Annotated in this window: 18 protein-coding genes; 6 read left to right on the top strand and 12 right to left on the bottom strand. The window is 61.6% G+C overall.

The genetic code is table 11. From position 1 onward, the window contains the following. Positions 1 to 2 precede the first annotated feature (2 nt). From L0U79_RS07300 to L0U79_RS07310, 3 genes are all read right to left on the bottom strand, one after another. Positions 3 to 266 (bottom strand): WGR domain-containing protein, encoded by a 264-nt coding sequence (locus L0U79_RS07300; protein WP_233841214.1) that lies wholly within the window; start codon positions 264 to 266, stop codon positions 3 to 5. 137 nt (positions 267 to 403) lie between these two features. Beyond that, positions 404 to 1,507 (bottom strand): 3-dehydroquinate synthase, encoded by a 1,104-nt coding sequence (gene aroB, locus L0U79_RS07305; RefSeq protein ID WP_233843860.1) that lies wholly within the window; start codon positions 1,505 to 1,507, stop codon positions 404 to 406. Between the two features lie 285 nt (positions 1,508 to 1,792). Next, positions 1,793 to 2,335, bottom strand: coding sequence for a shikimate kinase (locus tag L0U79_RS07310; protein WP_233841215.1), 543 nt, complete (start codon positions 2,333 to 2,335; stop codon positions 1,793 to 1,795). A 48-nt stretch (positions 2,336 to 2,383) separates the two neighbouring features. Between L0U79_RS07310 and L0U79_RS07315 the strand changes: the two genes are divergently transcribed. Continuing rightward, positions 2,384 to 3,247, top strand: coding sequence for an NAD-dependent epimerase/dehydratase family protein (locus tag L0U79_RS07315; RefSeq protein ID WP_233841216.1), 864 nt, complete (start codon positions 2,384 to 2,386; stop codon positions 3,245 to 3,247). Here L0U79_RS07315 and L0U79_RS07320 read toward each other — a convergent pair. Both L0U79_RS07320 and L0U79_RS07325 read right to left on the bottom strand, forming a co-directional pair. Continuing rightward, entirely contained in the window at positions 3,238 to 3,987 is a 750-nt protein-coding gene (locus L0U79_RS07320) for a response regulator transcription factor (RefSeq protein WP_233841217.1), read from the bottom strand. The genes L0U79_RS07315 and L0U79_RS07320 overlap by 10 nt on opposite strands. Before the next feature lie 300 nt (positions 3,988 to 4,287). Further along, positions 4,288 to 5,118, bottom strand: coding sequence for a kinase (locus tag L0U79_RS07325; protein WP_233841218.1), 831 nt, complete (start codon positions 5,116 to 5,118; stop codon positions 4,288 to 4,290). 271 nt (positions 5,119 to 5,389) lie between these two features. On the opposite strand from L0U79_RS07325, the gene pdxH reads away from it, so the two are divergent. From pdxH to L0U79_RS07340, 3 genes are read left to right on the top strand one after another with little or no spacing between them, the layout of a single operon-like run. Then, positions 5,390 to 6,034 (top strand): pyridoxamine 5'-phosphate oxidase, encoded by a 645-nt coding sequence (pdxH, locus tag L0U79_RS07330; RefSeq protein ID WP_255682630.1) that lies wholly within the window; start codon positions 5,390 to 5,392, stop codon positions 6,032 to 6,034. A 10-nt stretch (positions 6,035 to 6,044) separates the two neighbouring features. Next, entirely contained in the window at positions 6,045 to 6,485 is a 441-nt protein-coding gene (locus L0U79_RS07335; RefSeq protein WP_233841220.1) for a secondary thiamine-phosphate synthase enzyme YjbQ, read from the top strand. 12 nt (positions 6,486 to 6,497) lie between these two features. Then, complete coding sequence (locus tag L0U79_RS07340) at positions 6,498 to 7,307, top strand: cobalamin-binding protein (protein WP_233841221.1); 810 nt, start codon at positions 6,498 to 6,500, stop codon at positions 7,305 to 7,307. On the opposite strand, the gene L0U79_RS07345 is transcribed toward L0U79_RS07340, so the two are convergent. Genes L0U79_RS07345 through proC form a run of 3 tightly spaced genes read right to left on the bottom strand, consistent with a single transcriptional unit; the run spans position 7,298 to position 9,264 of the window. Then, on the bottom strand, positions 7,298 to 7,858 hold the full coding sequence (locus L0U79_RS07345; RefSeq protein ID WP_233841222.1) for a hypothetical protein: 561 nt from the start codon (positions 7,856 to 7,858) through the stop codon (positions 7,298 to 7,300). The genes L0U79_RS07340 and L0U79_RS07345 overlap by 10 nt on opposite strands. Before the next feature lie 5 nt (positions 7,859 to 7,863). Next, positions 7,864 to 8,439, bottom strand: a complete 576-nt coding sequence (locus L0U79_RS07350) for a YggT family protein (RefSeq protein ID WP_233841223.1) — start codon at positions 8,437 to 8,439, stop codon at positions 7,864 to 7,866. Between the two features lie 3 nt (positions 8,440 to 8,442). Then, on the bottom strand, positions 8,443 to 9,264 hold the full coding sequence (gene proC / locus L0U79_RS07355) for a pyrroline-5-carboxylate reductase (RefSeq protein WP_233841224.1): 822 nt from the start codon (positions 9,262 to 9,264) through the stop codon (positions 8,443 to 8,445). A 395-nt stretch (positions 9,265 to 9,659) separates the two neighbouring features. Here proC and L0U79_RS07360 point away from each other — a divergent pair, with 395 nt between their 5' ends. Together L0U79_RS07360 and L0U79_RS07365 are read left to right on the top strand one after the other, a co-directional pair. After that, a complete protein-coding gene (locus L0U79_RS07360) occupies positions 9,660 to 10,697 on the top strand; it encodes a type IV pilus twitching motility protein PilT (protein WP_233841225.1) in 1,038 nt (345 codons plus the stop codon). A 108-nt stretch (positions 10,698 to 10,805) separates the two neighbouring features. Further along, positions 10,806 to 11,978, top strand: coding sequence for a PilT/PilU family type 4a pilus ATPase (locus L0U79_RS07365; RefSeq protein ID WP_233841226.1), 1,173 nt, complete (start codon positions 10,806 to 10,808; stop codon positions 11,976 to 11,978). A 67-nt stretch (positions 11,979 to 12,045) separates the two neighbouring features. On the opposite strand, the gene L0U79_RS07370 is transcribed toward L0U79_RS07365, so the two are convergent. The 4 genes from L0U79_RS07370 to L0U79_RS07385 all read right to left on the bottom strand — a co-directional run bounded on the left by L0U79_RS07370 (position 12,046) and on the right by L0U79_RS07385 (position 15,893). Beyond that, on the bottom strand, positions 12,046 to 13,818 hold the full coding sequence (locus tag L0U79_RS07370; RefSeq protein ID WP_233841227.1) for a hypothetical protein: 1,773 nt from the start codon (positions 13,816 to 13,818) through the stop codon (positions 12,046 to 12,048). 113 nt (positions 13,819 to 13,931) lie between these two features. Further along, positions 13,932 to 14,858 carry an aspartate carbamoyltransferase catalytic subunit gene (locus L0U79_RS07375; protein ID WP_233841228.1) on the bottom strand — a complete coding sequence of 309 codons (927 nt, stop codon included), beginning with the start codon at positions 14,856 to 14,858 and terminating at the stop codon, positions 13,932 to 13,934. Positions 14,859 to 14,901: 43 nt separating this feature from the next. Continuing rightward, entirely contained in the window at positions 14,902 to 15,333 is a 432-nt protein-coding gene (gene ruvX / locus L0U79_RS07380; RefSeq protein ID WP_233841229.1) for a Holliday junction resolvase RuvX, read from the bottom strand. After that, entirely contained in the window at positions 15,330 to 15,893 is a 564-nt protein-coding gene (locus L0U79_RS07385; RefSeq protein WP_233841230.1) for a YqgE/AlgH family protein, read from the bottom strand. The genes ruvX and L0U79_RS07385 overlap by 4 nt, the downstream gene beginning before the upstream one ends. Positions 15,894 to 15,970: the final 77 nt, after the last annotated feature.

Raw genomic sequence — 15,970 nt, forward strand, 5'->3', positions numbered from 1 at the left:
ATTTATCGGCGTCCGTGAGGGCCATCGAGCCCCTGGGCAAACATCACGCGATAGCCGCGCTTGAGCTGGGCATCGCGCACTTTTTCGAAGGCGGCGATGGCTTCGTCGCGTTCCAGGTATTGGTCGCGCTTGAGCGTGGCGCGGCCGCCTTGCGTGCCGGACTCGCGATAAAGCGTCCAGCCGCCGAGCAGATCCTGCTCCAGCACGATCTGGACATAGCGCGGCGGTTCGGCCGAGGCTGGCATGGTTTGCAAATAGAGGCGCATGGCGTCCCTGGTTAACGATACGGCCACAACGCCGCAGATCGGTCATTTTAGATGGGAGGCGGCTTGCTAGCGAGGGCGACCGCACGAAGCCCTTATCGGCCGTTGAGGAAGGGTAGGGAAATGGCGTCGGCCGGTCGTCAGCGCCCGACGCACGCCTCGCGCAGCAGGGCAAGCACATCCGCTTCGTCGACACCCGAGACGATTTCCGCGCGCCCGATGCCGCGCCACAGAATCAGCCTCAACGTGCCGGCCGTGTTCTTCTTGTCCAACCGCATCAAAGCCAACAGATGATCGGCGTCGAAGCCGGCTGGAACGGTGGTCGGCAACCCGATCGCCGCCAACAGGCCCACAAGGCGCTGCGTGTCGTCAGTCGCGCTCATGCCGAGCCGTTCGGACAGCCGCGCTGCCAGCACCATGCCTACCGCGACACCTTCGCCATGCAGCAAGGTCGTGTATCGACCGGCCGTTTCCAGCGCATGCCCGAACGTATGCCCGAGGTTGAGCAGGGCGCGCTCGCCTTGTTCGGTTTCGTCGCGCGCCACGACGCCGGCTTTGTAGCGAACCTTGGTCGCAATCGCCTGGATAAGCGCTGTTTCTTCGCGTGCGGCCAAGGCGGCGGCGTTTTGCTCCAGCCATCCGAAGAACGGCGCATCACCGATCGCCGCGCCTTTGACGACTTCCGCCATGCCGGCGCGATATTCGCGTGCGGGCAGGCTATCCAGCGTACCGATATCGGCCACGACCGCGCGCGGCTGGTGAAACGCGCCGACGAGATTCTTGCCAGCAGGTAGATTGACGCCGGTTTTGCCGCCGACAGATGAATCGACCATCGACAGCAAGGTGGTTGGCATCTGAATGAAATCGATCCCTCGCATCCAGCATGCTGCCGTGAAGCCCGCAAGATCGCCCACAACGCCGCCGCCCAATGCGATCACGCAGGCATCGCGCGTTGCGCCGAGCTTGCTCAGCGCTTCCAGCGCCGAACCGACATTGGAGAAACTTTTGTGCGCTTCGCCGTCGTCGAGTAGGAACGAGGACCAGTGCAAACCATCCAGTCCACGCGCAACCCGCTCCAGATACAACGGCGCGACCGTGCTGTTGCTGATTACCATCGCATGTTTCCCGCGCAGCGCAGCGCGCCAGCGTGCGTGATCGTCCAACAAGCCGCGGCCGATCCAGACGGGATAACTGCGTTCGCCGAGCGTAACGGTGATGGTTTCTTGCGGCGTGGTCGTGCTCATCATGCGGTTGGGGTGCTCTGACTCATTTTGCGTAGGCGTCATGATGTCCAGAAGGCTCGCACGCAGTGTTGCGCGGCGTAGGGCAGACTGGCCGTCTGTTCAAGGCGCGCAACACTGCGTGCGAGCCTTCTGGGCATCACCCCACTTAGTATATCAATGCGATGGGGCCGGCCCTGTTTGTCCGCATACCTTCGGTCCGTTGGTTCAACAGACGGCCAGTCTGCCATCACCAACGGCCCTGTGGTCTGCGAACAAACAGGGCCGGTGACGCCTACGCAAAATGAGTCAGAGCACCCCTCGATTCCAGGTTTTATCGATCAATGTGAAACAACGCTCGCTCGCCAAGGCAACGCCTTCGTGCTCGTGGCCGGGCGGAATGATGAGATCGGCGATCTCCTCATAAAGCGACGTGCGTGCGGCGGCCATGGCTTCCAGTTTGCGATGGCGATCAGCGTCGGCGAGCAACGGGCGCGACGTATCGTGTGCAAGTCGATGCAATTGCAGCGACACGGTGGCCTGCAACCACACCACATAACCGCGCTCACGCAGGCTGCGGCGATTGTCCGGGTCGAGCACCGCGCCCGCGCCGCTCGCCAGCACCACGCCGCTGCGATCGCTACATTCGTCGAGCAACGCGCGCTCGCGACGGCGAAATCCGGCTTCGCCCTCGACGTCGAAGATGGTGTTGACCGAAACGCCGGTCACGCGTTCGATTTCCTGGTCGAGATCGAGAAACGGCATGTGGTAACGCGCGGCAAGCTGGCGGCCGATCGAGGTTTTGCCGGCGCCCGTCGGCCCGATCAGAAAGAGGTTGCGCGAAGGATTCATGTGAGGATAGTAGCAGGGGAACGAAATCGAGCCCCTACAGGTGAATGGATGTCCGAACGTGTTTTGATAGCCGGTTGCGGCGATCTGGGCGAGCGTGTGGCGCGTTCGCTGCTGGCGCGCGGCGATGAGGTTTATGCGATTCGCCGGCATCCGCCGGAAGATGGTGGAGCGATCCGTTGGCTGTCGGCGGACCTGACCCGGCCTGAGACTTTGATCGCGTTACCGAGGCACATCACCCAACTTGTCTTTGCGCCGGCGCCGGACGCGCGCCAACAGGAACGCTATCGCGCCGTATTTCTCGACGGATTGCGCAACGTGCTCAATGCGCTCGACGCATCTGAACTACGCAGGTCGTTGTTGGTTTCCTCCAGCGCCGTTTATGGCGAACACGGCGGCGATTGGGTGGATGAGTCCACGCCGCCCGCACCGTTGAGCTTCAACGGCGAGGTCTTGTGGGAGGCGGAGCGAATGCTGGCGGCGCGCGCGACGGAGTCGGTCGCGTTGCGGCTAGCGGGGCTTTACGGGCCAGGACGCACGCAGTTACTCGACCGATTGATGGCGGCCCAGGCGAGGGCGCCGCGCACGGCACCGCATTGGGCCAATCGCATCCATGTGGATGATGCGGCCGCGGCGATCGCGCATCTGTTGGCGTTGCCCCACGCGGAGCAGGTTTATGTCGGTGTTGATGACACGCCTTTGCCGCTGCACGTTTTCTACGACGATCTCGCCGCAAAAATCGGTGCGCCGCCCGTACCCGAAGGGCCGGCGCCCACCGCAGTGGGCAGCAAGCGGCTCAGCAATGCTCGGCTTCGAGCCTCCGGCTTTTCCATGATGTGGCCCGATGCGCGCGACGGTTACGCGCAGATGCTAAGAAGCATGCAATCGTCCATCTTGCCGGCGCGTCAGGATTGATTTCCGCCGGATAGCACCGACGCGATGCTTCGGGCGTGCGTCTCGGCTGTTTGCGACGTGAGATTTTCTTCGATGCCGTATTTGATCAGGTCGGCATCGCGGGTGATGCCGAGTTTGCGCATTGCGCTCATTTTTTGCGTGCTTACCGTTTGCTTGCTGCGGTTGAGATGTTCGGCGATTTCGCTGATGGTAAATCCGGATACGAAAAGCCGCACCACTTCCAATTCACGCGTCGACAAATGGCGTGTGCGCGATGCGGACGCACCACCGTGAATACTATGCCGGTGCACCACGGTTTCGATGCTGGGCGATAAATAGCGCTTGCCCGCAAGCGAGGCGTAGAGCGCGGTGGTGAGATATTCCAGCGAATCGGCTTTGCTTACGATGCAATTGATGTCTTGCGCAAGCAACGAACGGATCACATTGGCGTTGTTCATCACCGTTAGGGCGATAAGGCGAATTTGCGGGTAACGCTGCTTCAGCAGTCCGAACAAGGTAATGCCGTCGCCATGGCGGCCGCCCGGCATCGCGTAATCGGAAACGATCACGTCCACCGATTGATTCTCCAGCAGATCCATCAGGGACGTGGAATTGGCGGCCGAGCCGACGATGGTCAGATCAGGCTGATCTTGGAGTTCGTGGGTGAGGCCCGCCAACAACAGCGGATGGTCGTCTGCGATAACCACGCGGATGATGCGTTCGCTGGACGGTTTTTTTTCGTTGACCAATTTCGTGGACATGATGCTGCGCAGCTCAATGAATACGGTTCGTCGGCGCTGGTGGCGCTGCGAATAAGCGGCAGCGTTGCAGCGACCTACGCTCGTGCTAAGGGAAGAGTTTCGGCGTTTGGTGTAGTGACAAAATACGTGGCCGGCCGTGTGATTTCCGTACGGCGTCGTGCGGGACTTTGCTGTGGATCGATTATGGTCGGGCCGCCGATTCGGGCAATAGAACTTTTCCGAAAAGTATCGAGCCGATGCGGAAAGTGTCGTGTGTTGTTCGCGCGCAAGTTATGTTTGCGGCGCGCGTCGCCTAACAGATCAACTGTGGTTGAGACCCAATACGCGATGATGGGTGTCGTACTCCACACAGGTATCGGCGAGGACAGGCAACGTCGCTAGTGCATGCCGGCTGAGCCGTTCGAAGTGAGCGAGGAAGCGTTTCATGGCCTGCGCGTCCATCGCCAGCGGCGCCCCACGCGCCAGCAGCGCTTTTTCCGTTTCGCTGCGCCAGTCGCGCACGACTTCCCAATTCGGAGCTTGCAGCACGATCAGCGCATCCAGCTTGCGCCAAAGGGGTTGATAGGTGCGCAGTTGTTTGTTGACCCAGTGGCGCCAACTTCCATCCGAGTCTTCGGTGCGTTCCAATTCGTTGACCGGTTCTTCCAGTGCGCTTTCCAGTTGCGGGCGCAGTCCCAGCGCCCAGCCTTCCACCACGACCAGACGGGGCGGTCGGGTCACGCTCGGCCATTTGGACGGCGGCATGCGCGTGTCGCGTCCCTTGTCGAAGCGCGGCCAGGTTACGGGGAATTTTTCCGAGGCGTGGGGCAGGGCAAGCAAAACCGACAGCAGCAGTTCGATCTCATGCGTGCCAGGCACGCCGCGGGTACGCAGCAAGGGGTGAATTTGATGGGCCAGCGCCTCGCGTTCGCTGCGCGAGTAATAGAAGTCGTCCAGGGAAAGCACTTCGGTCGGCCAGTCGCGGTGCTCGGCTTGCGTTTTGATCACACGCGCCAAGGTACTCTTGCCGCTTCCTTGCAAACCTGAGAGTCCGAGCACATACGGCCGGTGCGTTCGCGCGATGCGCCCGGCGTAATGATCCAGCAGGTGCCCGGCTAGGGCCTGATTCTGCGTGCTAGCATCATCCTTCATCGCGACATCATGACGTGCACCTGCCACGATTCAAGCCCTGGGATGCTCTGATCCATTTTTCGCAGGCGTCATGATATCCAGAAGGCCCATTCGGCGTGTTGCGTGGTGCCGGGAAGACTGGCCGTCTTGCCAAGACGCGCGGCACGCCGAATGGGCCTTCTGGATATCACCCCGTCGTTTACAATCAATCTGTTGGGGCCGGCCCTGTCTGTCCGCATCCCTTCGGTCCGTCGGCTCGACAGACGGCCAGTCTGCCTTCACCGCCGTCCCTATGGGCTGCGAACAGACAGGGCCGGTGACGCCTGCGAAAAATGGATCAGATCATCCCATGCTCAAGCCCGAGATTCTTGACACTTTCAATACACTGCTCGACCAGGCCGTCGCCAGCGGCGACCCCGAGCCGACCGCCATGAACCTGTCCAGCGTCGATGCCGCAGGCCGTGTCAGCTCGCGCATCGTACTGCTGAAAGGGGTCGACCAGCGTGGGTTCCGCTTCTTCACCAACTACGAAAGCGACAAGGGCACGCAGCTGAACGCCCACTCGCAGGTGGCGCTGTGCTTCCACTGGAAGCGGTTGCGCGAAGGTGTGCAGGTGCGGGTGGAGGGTTTGGCGCGCAAAATGTCCGCCGAAGAATCCGATGCATACTTCGCCACCCGTCCGCGCGGCAGCCAGATCGGCGCGTGGGCATCGCTGCAATCGCAAACGCTGCCCGCCCGCGAGACGTTCGAGCAGCGCGTGGCGCACTTCGAGCAGCAGTATGCCGATCGCGACGTGCCGCGTCCGCCGCACTGGGGCGGTTACGTGGTGGAGCCGGATATGATCGAATTCTGGTACGGCGCCAATTTCCGGTTGCACGAGCGCATGCGCTGGGATCGTCACGGTCAAACCTGGACCAGTCGGCTGTTGTACCCCTAAGGAGCGCACCATGAGCCGAGCCACGCCTGCGGAACATGTTGCGCAAAACGCATTCACCGTCCACACGCGCGGCCGCGGTTTCAGCGAAATCACCGACAAAGTGATGCAACTGGTATCCGCCAGCGGCGTGCAGACCGGTATCGTGAACGTGTTTACGACGCATACGAGTTGCTCGCTTTTGATCAGCGAGAACGCCGATCCGGCGGTGCGCTCCGATCTGGAACGTTGGTTTACCCGCGCGGTGCCGGACGGCGATTCGATCTTTGAACACGACGCCGAAGGCCCCGACGATATGCCTGCGCATGTGCGCGCCATTCTTACCGGCGTGAGCCTGACCCTTCCTGTGCATGGCGGCAAACCGCATTTGGGTACGTGGCAGGGGATTTACCTTTGGGAACACCGGGTGGATCCGCATCAGCGCAAGGTAATGGTTACGGTGTTCGGGCATTAACGTATTGGTCGCATGGCACAGAACGATTCCTTTCCGCAACGCATTGTCTGCCTCACCGAAGAGCCCACCGAGGTTCTCTACGCGCTGGGCGAAGAAGACCGCATCGTCGGCATCTCCGGCTTCACCGTTCGTCCGCCGCGCGCGCGGAAGGAGAAGCCGAAGGTATCGGCTTTCACCAGCGCAAAGGTCGGAGAAATTCTCGCGCTCGAACCGGATCTGGTGATCGGTTTTTCCGATATCCAGGCGGATATTGCGCGCGAGTTGATTCACGCGGGCATCGAGGTGTGGATCAGCAATCATCGCAGCGTGGATGGCATTCTTGCGTACATTCGTCGACTCGGTGCGATGGTTGGCGCCTACGAAAAAGCCGAGCGTTACGCGCAGCGCGCCGAAGCGCATCTCGCCCAAGTGCGCGCGGCCGCGGCGGCGTGGCCGAAGCGGCCGAAGGTTTATTTTGAGGAGTGGGACGAGCCGATCATCACCGGCATTCGTTGGGTAGCTGAATTGATCGGCATCGCCGGCGGCGAAGATTTATTCCCCGAGCTTGCGCGCGAATCGCTGGCTAAGCACCGCATATTGGCGGACGGCAGCGAGGTGATAAAACGCGCGCCGGACATCATTCTCGGCTCCTGGTGCGGCAAGCGTTTTCGCCCCGAGCGCGTCGCGGAGCGACCGGGATGGAAGGCGATTCCCGCCGTGCTGCACGGCGATATGCATGAAATCAAATCGCCGATCATTCTGCAGCCAGGGCCTGCTGCGCTGTTCGACGGGTTGGACGCCCTTCATGCCGTGATGGCCGATTGGGTCGCCCGTCAGCGTTGAGGTTGCTTCGCGTTCGGCAGGCACGGCGCCGCCATGCGCATGAGCGCGCGGCTTTGCGTGGAATCCGGCTGGAAATGCGCCACTAACGGCGGGGTCTGGATGTTGTTGCTGTTCTGAATCCACGTAAACGTGACGCCCGGCTTGCTCAGCAACGCGGCCGCGCGCACCACGGAATTTCGTCGTTTCGACGTCGTGCTGGCGCCGAACACAAACACGCCGTGACCTTCAGCGCTGTACCAACCGGATACGGCGACAGGTGCGAAGGATTGTTGGCCTATGCGGAACTGCGCGCTCGGTTGGTGCGATGCCGGCGCGCCGGGACCCTCGAATGCATCGAAGGGAAATTCGGGGGCGTTGTCGCTGGTCAACGCCAGCATCAAAGAAAGTGCGCCGCCCGATCCTTGCGTGCACATCAACGTAAGCCACGCCGGATGTTCGCCGCTTGCGGTGGTGACAGTGCCATGCACGATCACCTGCGGCGGTTCAGACGGCGCCGCTCCGCATGCGCCGGATGCAAGGCCCAGGCATAGCAAGAGCGAGTGCTTGCGCATACGCGTTACCCCATTCGCGCCAATTCGTTACCGAAATCCAACAAGGGCGCCACCAACAGCATGCGCGCCAGCAGTAAGACGATCACCACGACCGTCGGCGAAAAGTCGATATTTCCCACCACCAGCTTGCCGCGCAGCGGACGCAGCACCGGTTGCACGATCGTTCCGGCGAGGCGGATCAAGGGATGGTACGGGTCGGCGGAAAACATGCTGAGCAGGGACCAGCCGAAAATCACCACGATGTAGAATAGCAGCACAAAGTCGATCACATCGGCGATGGAGAGCACCAGCACGCCCGACCACGACGGATCGAGACCGAACAAGGCGTAGATCAATACGCGCTCAAGCATCAAGGTGAACCACAACACCAGCAATGCAGCGAAATTGAAGCGCCGCCAATTCGGCAATACACGGCGCATGGGCGCCAGCACCGGATTGGTATAGCGGTAGACAAACTGGCTAAGCGGATTTTGAAAGTCGGCGCGATTGGCTTCGGCCAGCAAGCGAAATAGAAAGAGCGTTGCGACCGCGCCGAACACAACCTGGATCACCATCGCTAACGCTTTGAGCAGATATTCCATCGATTATTCCTTATCCAGAGCAGCGGCAAGCTCTTCGCCGCGACGTGTGGCGGCGGCCACCGCTCGCGCGACGACGCGCGGAAGCTGGTCGGCGCCGAAGCTTTCGAGCGCGGCCTGCGTGGTGCCGTTGGGTGAGGTGACGCGTTGGCGCAGCGTCGATGGCGCTTCGTTGCTTTCCACCAGCATGCGGCCAGCGCCCAGGCAGGTTTGGGCTGCGAGAATGCGTGCCGTCTCGCGCGGCAGCCCTTGCGCCACGGCGGCGTCTTCCAGCGCTTCGACCAGCGCGAAGAAATACGCGGGGCCGGAACCGGAGATCGCCGTGACGGTATCCATCTGCGCTTCGTCGTGAATCCAGCGCGTGGTGCCGACGGCGTCCAGAATATGTTGCGCTTGTTCGCGCTGCTGGGGCGTTACGCGAAGATTGGCGCACAAGCCGGTGGCGCCTGCGCCGATCAACGCCGGCGTGTTGGGCATGCAGCGGACGATCGGCAACAAATTGCCGAACCAGCGCTCCAGTTGATCAATGCGCACGCCGGCCGCGATGGAAATCATGAGCGGCCGGTTGCGCTGCAAGGTATCGCGAAGTTCTGCATGGATGGCCGGCATGATCTGCGGTTTCACCGCAAGCACCAGCACATCGGCGTCCGCCGCGGCTTGCCGGTTATCGGCAAAGGTAGCGACGCCAAAATCGCGCCCGAGGCTTTCGCGCGATTGCGCCTGCGGTTCGGCGACGCGCAGGTTGGCGGCGGGCACGCCGGTCTTGATCAGGCCGCCGATCAGGCTGCGCGCCATGTTGCCGCCGCCGATGAATGCGATACGTGTCATTGCAGTGAGCTAGTCCGGGTCATGCGGGGGTTTATACCTTACTGGACGTCGGGGAACGGGGAATAGGGATCGGGCGGTGTAAGGCAGCCGGTGGCGCAGCGCCAAGCATGGCGATCCGGAAAACGTGAAACAACGGCAGGCACATAACCCGCTGCAATCGCGATGTTTCCCGTTCCCTGTTCGCGTTTCCGGCTTTTTCTGTGCTTAGGCCCGCATTTAGGCAAGAGCAAGACTGGCTGGCCGCCCCGTGTCGCGAGTAGTATCGGAGTGGCTGCACGGGATCGGGGGAATGGTGGGCTGGCAAGCCGCGCCGGAACGTCTATCCGGATGACCTACCGTCGTCCAGTTTGTGGCATGCACTTCCATATAGACGATCGGTTGAGGGGAAACATCCGATGGACATCGCCGAACTGCTTGCCTTCTCGGTGAAGAACAAGGCGTCCGACTTGCATCTGTCTGCGGGCCTGCCGCCGATGATTCGCGTGGACGGCGACGTGCGCCGCATCAATATTCCGGCGCTGGATCACAAAGCAGTGCACTCGCTGATTTACGACATCATGTCGGACAAGCAGCGCCGCGACTATGAAGAATTCTTCGAGACCGACTTCTCCTTCGAGATTCCCGGTCTGGCGCGCTTCCGCGTCAACGCGTTCAATCAGAACCGCGGCGCGGGCGCGGTGTTCCGTACCATTCCTTCCGAGGTGCTGACGCTGGACGACTTGGGCTGCCCCAAGATCTTCCGCGAATTGATCGAGCAACCGCAGGGTTTGATTCTGGTGACGGGCCCGACCGGTTCGGGCAAGTCGACCACGCTCGCGGCGATGGTCGATCACATCAACAAGAACGAATACGGTCACATCCTCACCATCGAGGACCCGATCGAATTCGTGCACACCTCGCAAAAGTGCCTGGTCAACCAGCGCGAAGTGCACCGCGACACGCACGGCTTCAACGAGGCGCTGCGTTCGGCGCTGCGCGAAGACCCGGACTTCATCCTGGTGGGCGAGTTGCGCGACCTGGAAACCATCCGACTGGCGCTCACCGCTGCGGAAACGGGCCACTTGGTGTTCGGCACGCTGCACACCAGCTCGGCGGCTAAGACCATCGACCGCATCATCGACGTGTTCCCGGCTGGCGAAAAGCCGATGGTGCGCTCGATGTTGTCGGAATCGCTGCGCGCGGTGATTTCGCAGTCGCTGCTGAAGAAAGTGGGCGGCGGCCGTATGGCGGCGCACGAAATCATGGTGGGCATACCCGCCATCCGCAACCTGATCCGCGAGGACAAGGTTGCGCAGATGTATTCCTCGATCCAGACCGGCCAGCAGTACGGCATGCAGACCCTGGATCAAAACCTGCTCGATCTGGTGAAGCGCGGTTTGATCGCGCGTCAGCAGGCGATCGGTTATGCAAAGAACAAGGAAGTGTTCAAGTAACACGGAAAGGGGCAGACGTAGAGGTATCGAAGCGGCACACTTTTTGTTCGCTTTTACCGCTCTTTCGTTTCCCGTTTCCGTTCCCGGCAGTTCCCATGGGGGCACGTTATGAGCAGCGAATTCGACTTCACCTCGTTCCTGAAATTGATGGTCCACAAGAAAGCGTCGGACCTGTTCATCACGGCCGGTGTGGCGCCGTCGATGAAGGTGCAGGGACGCATCGTGCCCATCACGCAAAGCCCGTTGTCGGCGCAGCAGTCGCGCGACATGGTGATCAACGTAATGACGCCCTCGCAGCGCGAGGAGTTCGAAAAGACGCACGAATGCCAGTTCGCGATTTCCGCGCAGGGCGTGGGCCGCTTCCGCGTGTCGTGCTTCTACCAGCGCAACTGCGTAGGCATGGTGCTGCGCCGGATCGAGTCGAAGATTCCGACCATCGAAGAATTGAGCCTGCCGCCGGTCATCAAGCAATTGGCGATGACCAAGCGCGGCATCATCATCTTTGTGGGTGCGACCGGTACCGGTAAATCCACCTCGCTGGCGGCGATGGTCGGTTATCGCAATCAGAATTCGACCGGCCACATCATCACCATCGAAGACCCGATCGAATACGTGCACAAGCACGAAGGCTGCATCATCACGCAGCGCGAGCTGGGCATCGATACGGACAGTTGGGAAAACGCGCTGAAAAACACGCTGCGTCAGGCGCCCGACGTGATCCTGATCGGCGAAGTGCGTACGCGCGAGACCATGGAGTACGCGATCAACTTCGCCGAAACCGGTCACTTGTGCTTGTGCACCTTGCACGCCAACAACGCGAACCAGGCGATCGATCGCATCCTGCACTTCTTCCCGGAAGATCGTCGCCAGCAGTTGTTTATGGATTTGTCCTTGAACCTCAAGGGAATCGTGGCGCAGCAGCTTATTCCTACGCCCGACGGCAAGGCGCGTCGTGTCGCGATGGAAGTGATGCTGGGTACGCCGCTGGTGCAGGACTACATCCGCCAGGGCGAGATCCACAAGCTGAAGGAAGTGATGAAGGAATCCACCAACCTGGGCATGATGACCTTCGACCAGTCCCTGGTGCAGCTCTATCACGCTGGCGAAATCAGCTACGAAGACGCATTGCGCCACGCGGACAGCTCCAACGAAGTGCGCTTGCGCATCAAGCTGGCGCAGGGTGGCGATGCACATACCTTGTCGCAAGGTTTAGAAGGTGTGGAGCTCGAAGAGGATCGCTCCAACCAGAACGGCCTCGGCGGCGGATTCTTGCGGCGCTGAAACGCGTCGTTTCTGCAAGAAAAAAGGAGCCTTGCGGCTCCTTTTTTGTTGCTTCTCTGGTTACCGATTACTTCAGTTCGGTATGCGTGGTGATGACCAGGCCCTTGTCTTCCATCCGCACTCGCGAACCAATGGCCTTGATGTGCGCGGCTTCCGACTCCATCGCCGCAAATTGCGCCTTGGTGCTGGCGACGGCTGCGTCGGCGCTCTTCTGGTCGTTCTGCGGATCGGCGCCGCTGGGATTCATCGTGGCGCTCATCGCCGCGGCGTTTTCGGCGCGCTGTTCCAGCATATGGATCCAGTTGCCGTACATGTCGCCGTCCAGATGCAAGCGCAGCAGGTCGCCGGCGTCGCCGCCGGGTTGCGTCATGACGTCCGCCAATTTGCTGTCTTCATTGGCGCCGACGGCGATGCCGACGGATTTGGTGCCCAGCGCCGCCCAACCCGATTCGCCCAGTGCGTTGGTGAGCTGAGCGGGCAACGCCACCGGTTTGCCGTCGTTGCTGAGCTTGAGGCCGCTGAGCAACGGGCTGGTGACTTGCGCCATCGCCACGAGGCCCGCCGGATTGTTGGTGCCGACGACCACGCGACCAGCCACTTTCGGCATGCCGCCATTGGGATTGGCGGCGTAGCTATCGATGGCGATATGCAGGCCGAGCAAATCGCCGATCGGCGGCACGGCCGCTTTCTGCATGCTGTCGCCGAGGTTGCTGAAGGTCTCGTTGAGATTTTCCAGCAGGGGGCAGGTAAACGGCTTGGCGGCGACGGCGTCGGCCTGCGCGCTCCAGAATGCGCGCATCTGGACCATCGGCAGCGCCACGCTCATCTCGAACGGTGCGGTGTGATCGGCGCCCAGGCCCGGCAATTCGACTTTCAGTCCGCTGAAGGCGCTGACGATGTCGCTGGCCAGCGAGACGTCGAAACGCATGTCGCGATGCTTTTCATCCAGCGTGGTGTAACCCAAGCTCATGTTGGGCATGCGGGCGGCGATGCGGGACGCTTCGGCCTGGCAGCTCGCCGGAACCTGCAGCAGGTTGGTGACCGGTTCGCCCGTCTTGGCCGATTCGCTTTCGGCGCGCGTTTTCATCAGTGCTTGAGCGAGCGGATCCTGTCCGCCGAACGCAAGCGGCAGCAGGCGGGTGAAATCAACTTCGCCCACCGCCCATTTTGCGTAGTCCTTGGACTTGGCCAGATCGGTCAGGCGATCGGTGTCTTGCAAGCTCTTGCTCGGGCGATCAAGGCCCAAGGCCTGACGCAGAAGAGGCTGCGAAGCGTCTTCCGGCAACACCGCCAGCACGGCCTGCTTGCCGACGACCGCGATGATGAACTGCAGATGCGATGCCGGCGCCGCGTAACGCTGGTAACTCTGCGTGCCGATGGTTACGGCATCGAACTTCTTGCCGTAGTCGTTCTGGAGTTTCGCGACAAAGCTGTTGAACGCGTTGGCATCTGCCAGCTGCATGCGCAATACCGGCGACAGGCCGACGCCGTAGAGCGCCATGTAACCCTTGGGATCGACGCCGGTTTCCTGGAGCAACTGTTCGGTGGTCTTGCCGTCGAATTCGCTGGCAACTGTGCGCAGGTATTTCGCCATGTCCGGATCGTTGGCGGCGACCTGGTCGGCCTGTGCTTTCATCTGCGCCACTTGCGCAGGCATTTCCGCATCCACCTGCGCGAAGATCGCCTGGCGCGTGTCGCTGTCCAGCACATCGAGATTGGCCATGACATAGGGGGTGTCCGCCGGCACGAAAGCCAGAGGGGCATCCTTGTCCTTGTGCGAGCAGGCGGCCAGCATCAAGCCGGACATCGCCAGCGCAAGCACGCGCTTGGTCATACGCATATTCATCCCCAACAGTGTTGTTTTACCGCGACATTATGCCCGTTTTGACGCGTTGACGGGTTGTATGCGCGGTGTATGTCCCTTCGTTGCGGGGAAAAGGTAGCGATGTCGGATCAGCGCGCCAGCATTTCGTACAGCACGGCCATGCGCACGAACACGCCGTTGCCCACCTGTTCGAGGATGCGCGACTGCGGTCCGTCGGCCACTTCCGACGCGATTTCGATGCCACGGTTGATCGGTCCGGGATGCATGACCATGCAGCCGCGCGCCGCCGTCGCCAAGCGTCGGCTGTCCAAGCCGTATTCGCGAAAATAAGCTGCTTCGTCAGGTAGGTCGATGCTGGCCATGCGCTCTTTTTGCAGGCGAAGCATGATCGCGACGTCCGCGCCTTCGATCGCTTTGTCGAAGTTGTCATAAAACTTGCACGCCGGAAATTCTTCCTGGTCGGGCATTAGCGGAGCCGGGCCGCACAGGCGGACTTCCTTGGCGCCAAGCTTGGTGAAGGCGTGCACGTCCGAACGCGCGACGCGCGAATGTTTCACGTCGCCGCAGATCACCACCGTCAGCTGGCTGAAGTCCGGCCGATGCTGGCGAACGGTCAGCGCATCGAGCAAACCCTGTGTGGGATGCGCGCGATTGCCGTCGCCCGCGTTGACCACCGAGACGCCGCTCATCGCGTGACGCACGAGTTCGTCGGGCGTGCCGGAGACTTTGTGGCGCACCACGATGGCGTCCAGATGCATCGCTTCGAGCGTGTGCAAGGTGTCGAACAACTCTTCGCCTTTGGCGGTGGACGAGAAGCCGATATCGAAGTTGATCACGTCCGCGCCTAAGCGACGCGCGGCCAGTTCGAACGAGGTGCGCGTGCGCGTGGACGGTTCGAAAAACAGATTGAGAATCGTGCGCCCGTTGAGCAGATCCAGTTTGCGCGTGCCGTGCGCACACGCGTCGCGCATGATGATGGCGCGGTCGAGCAGCCGTTCGATGCAATCGCGCGAGAGGTTTTCCAGCGTGGTGAGGTGGCGCAGGCGTGGGATCATGGTGACCGTGTGAGTGTTTTTGTTGTTGGCGTAAAAGGCGGAATCATGCTGCGTTGGCTCCATCCTGCAGCCAACGTTCGAGAATCACGGCAGCAGCTTCGGCATCGATCTGCGCGGCGTCGCTGCGGCGTTTCAATCCTGCGGCGCGCGCTTCGGCAAAGCGCTGCGCGGCTTCGCGCGAACTGTGACGTTCGTCGACGAAGGTGACCGGAAGGCGATAGCGTTCGTGCAAGCGGTCGGCAAAGCGGCGCGCGCGTTGGCTGGCGGCTTGTTCTTCGCCTTCGAGCGTGAGCGGCAAACCGACGACGAGCGTATCCGGCAGCCATTCCCCGCGCAGCGTATCCAGCGCGGCCCAATCGGGCGCGTCGTTGCGCATGGGGATGGTGGTGATGGCGCGTGCGCTGCTAGTGACACGATTGCCGACCGCGACGCCGATAAGCTTGCTGCCGACGTCGAAGCCGAGCACGCAGCTCATGCGTGGCCCGCGTAGCCAGGAAGTTGCAACGGGTCGATGCCGACCAGGCCGGCCGCGGCGCTCCAGCGCTCCTCCAGCGGTGTGTGGAACACCACGCGCTCGCTGGCATCGGCGGTGAGCCAAGTGTTGTCTTTCAATTCCTGCTCGAGCTGGCCTGCGCTCCAGCCCGAATAACCCAGCGCCATCAGCGCCAGACGCGGGCCTTCGCCAGCGGCCATGGCGACCAGGATGTCGCGTGACGTGGTGACCGACCAGTCGCCGTTGATGCGATAGCTCGATTCCCAATGCCCGTGTTCGCGATGCAGAACGAAACCGCGTTCCTGCTGCACCGGACCGCCGATCAACACCGGCGCATCGGCCAGTTCGGGATCATTGCAGTTGAGTTTCATCTGCGCGAGCACGTCGCCGAAGCGATATTCGGAAAGCTGATTGACCAGCAGGCCGACCGCGCCGTCTTCGTCGTGCTGACAGACAAACGCCACGCCGCGCGAAAACGGGGGCTCGGCCAAGCTGGGCATGGCGATCAGGAATTGGCCGGCAAGGGACTGGGGCGTCTTCATCTGCATGGGGCCATTGTAAGCGCTGCGCGGTGTCGCGTCTGCGGCAAAAAACGGGCGTTCAGTATCGCGCGCGACGC

The sequence above is a fragment of the Dyella sp. 2HG41-7 genome, from assembly GCF_021390675.1.
Classification (GTDB): domain Bacteria; phylum Pseudomonadota; class Gammaproteobacteria; order Xanthomonadales; family Rhodanobacteraceae; genus Dyella_B.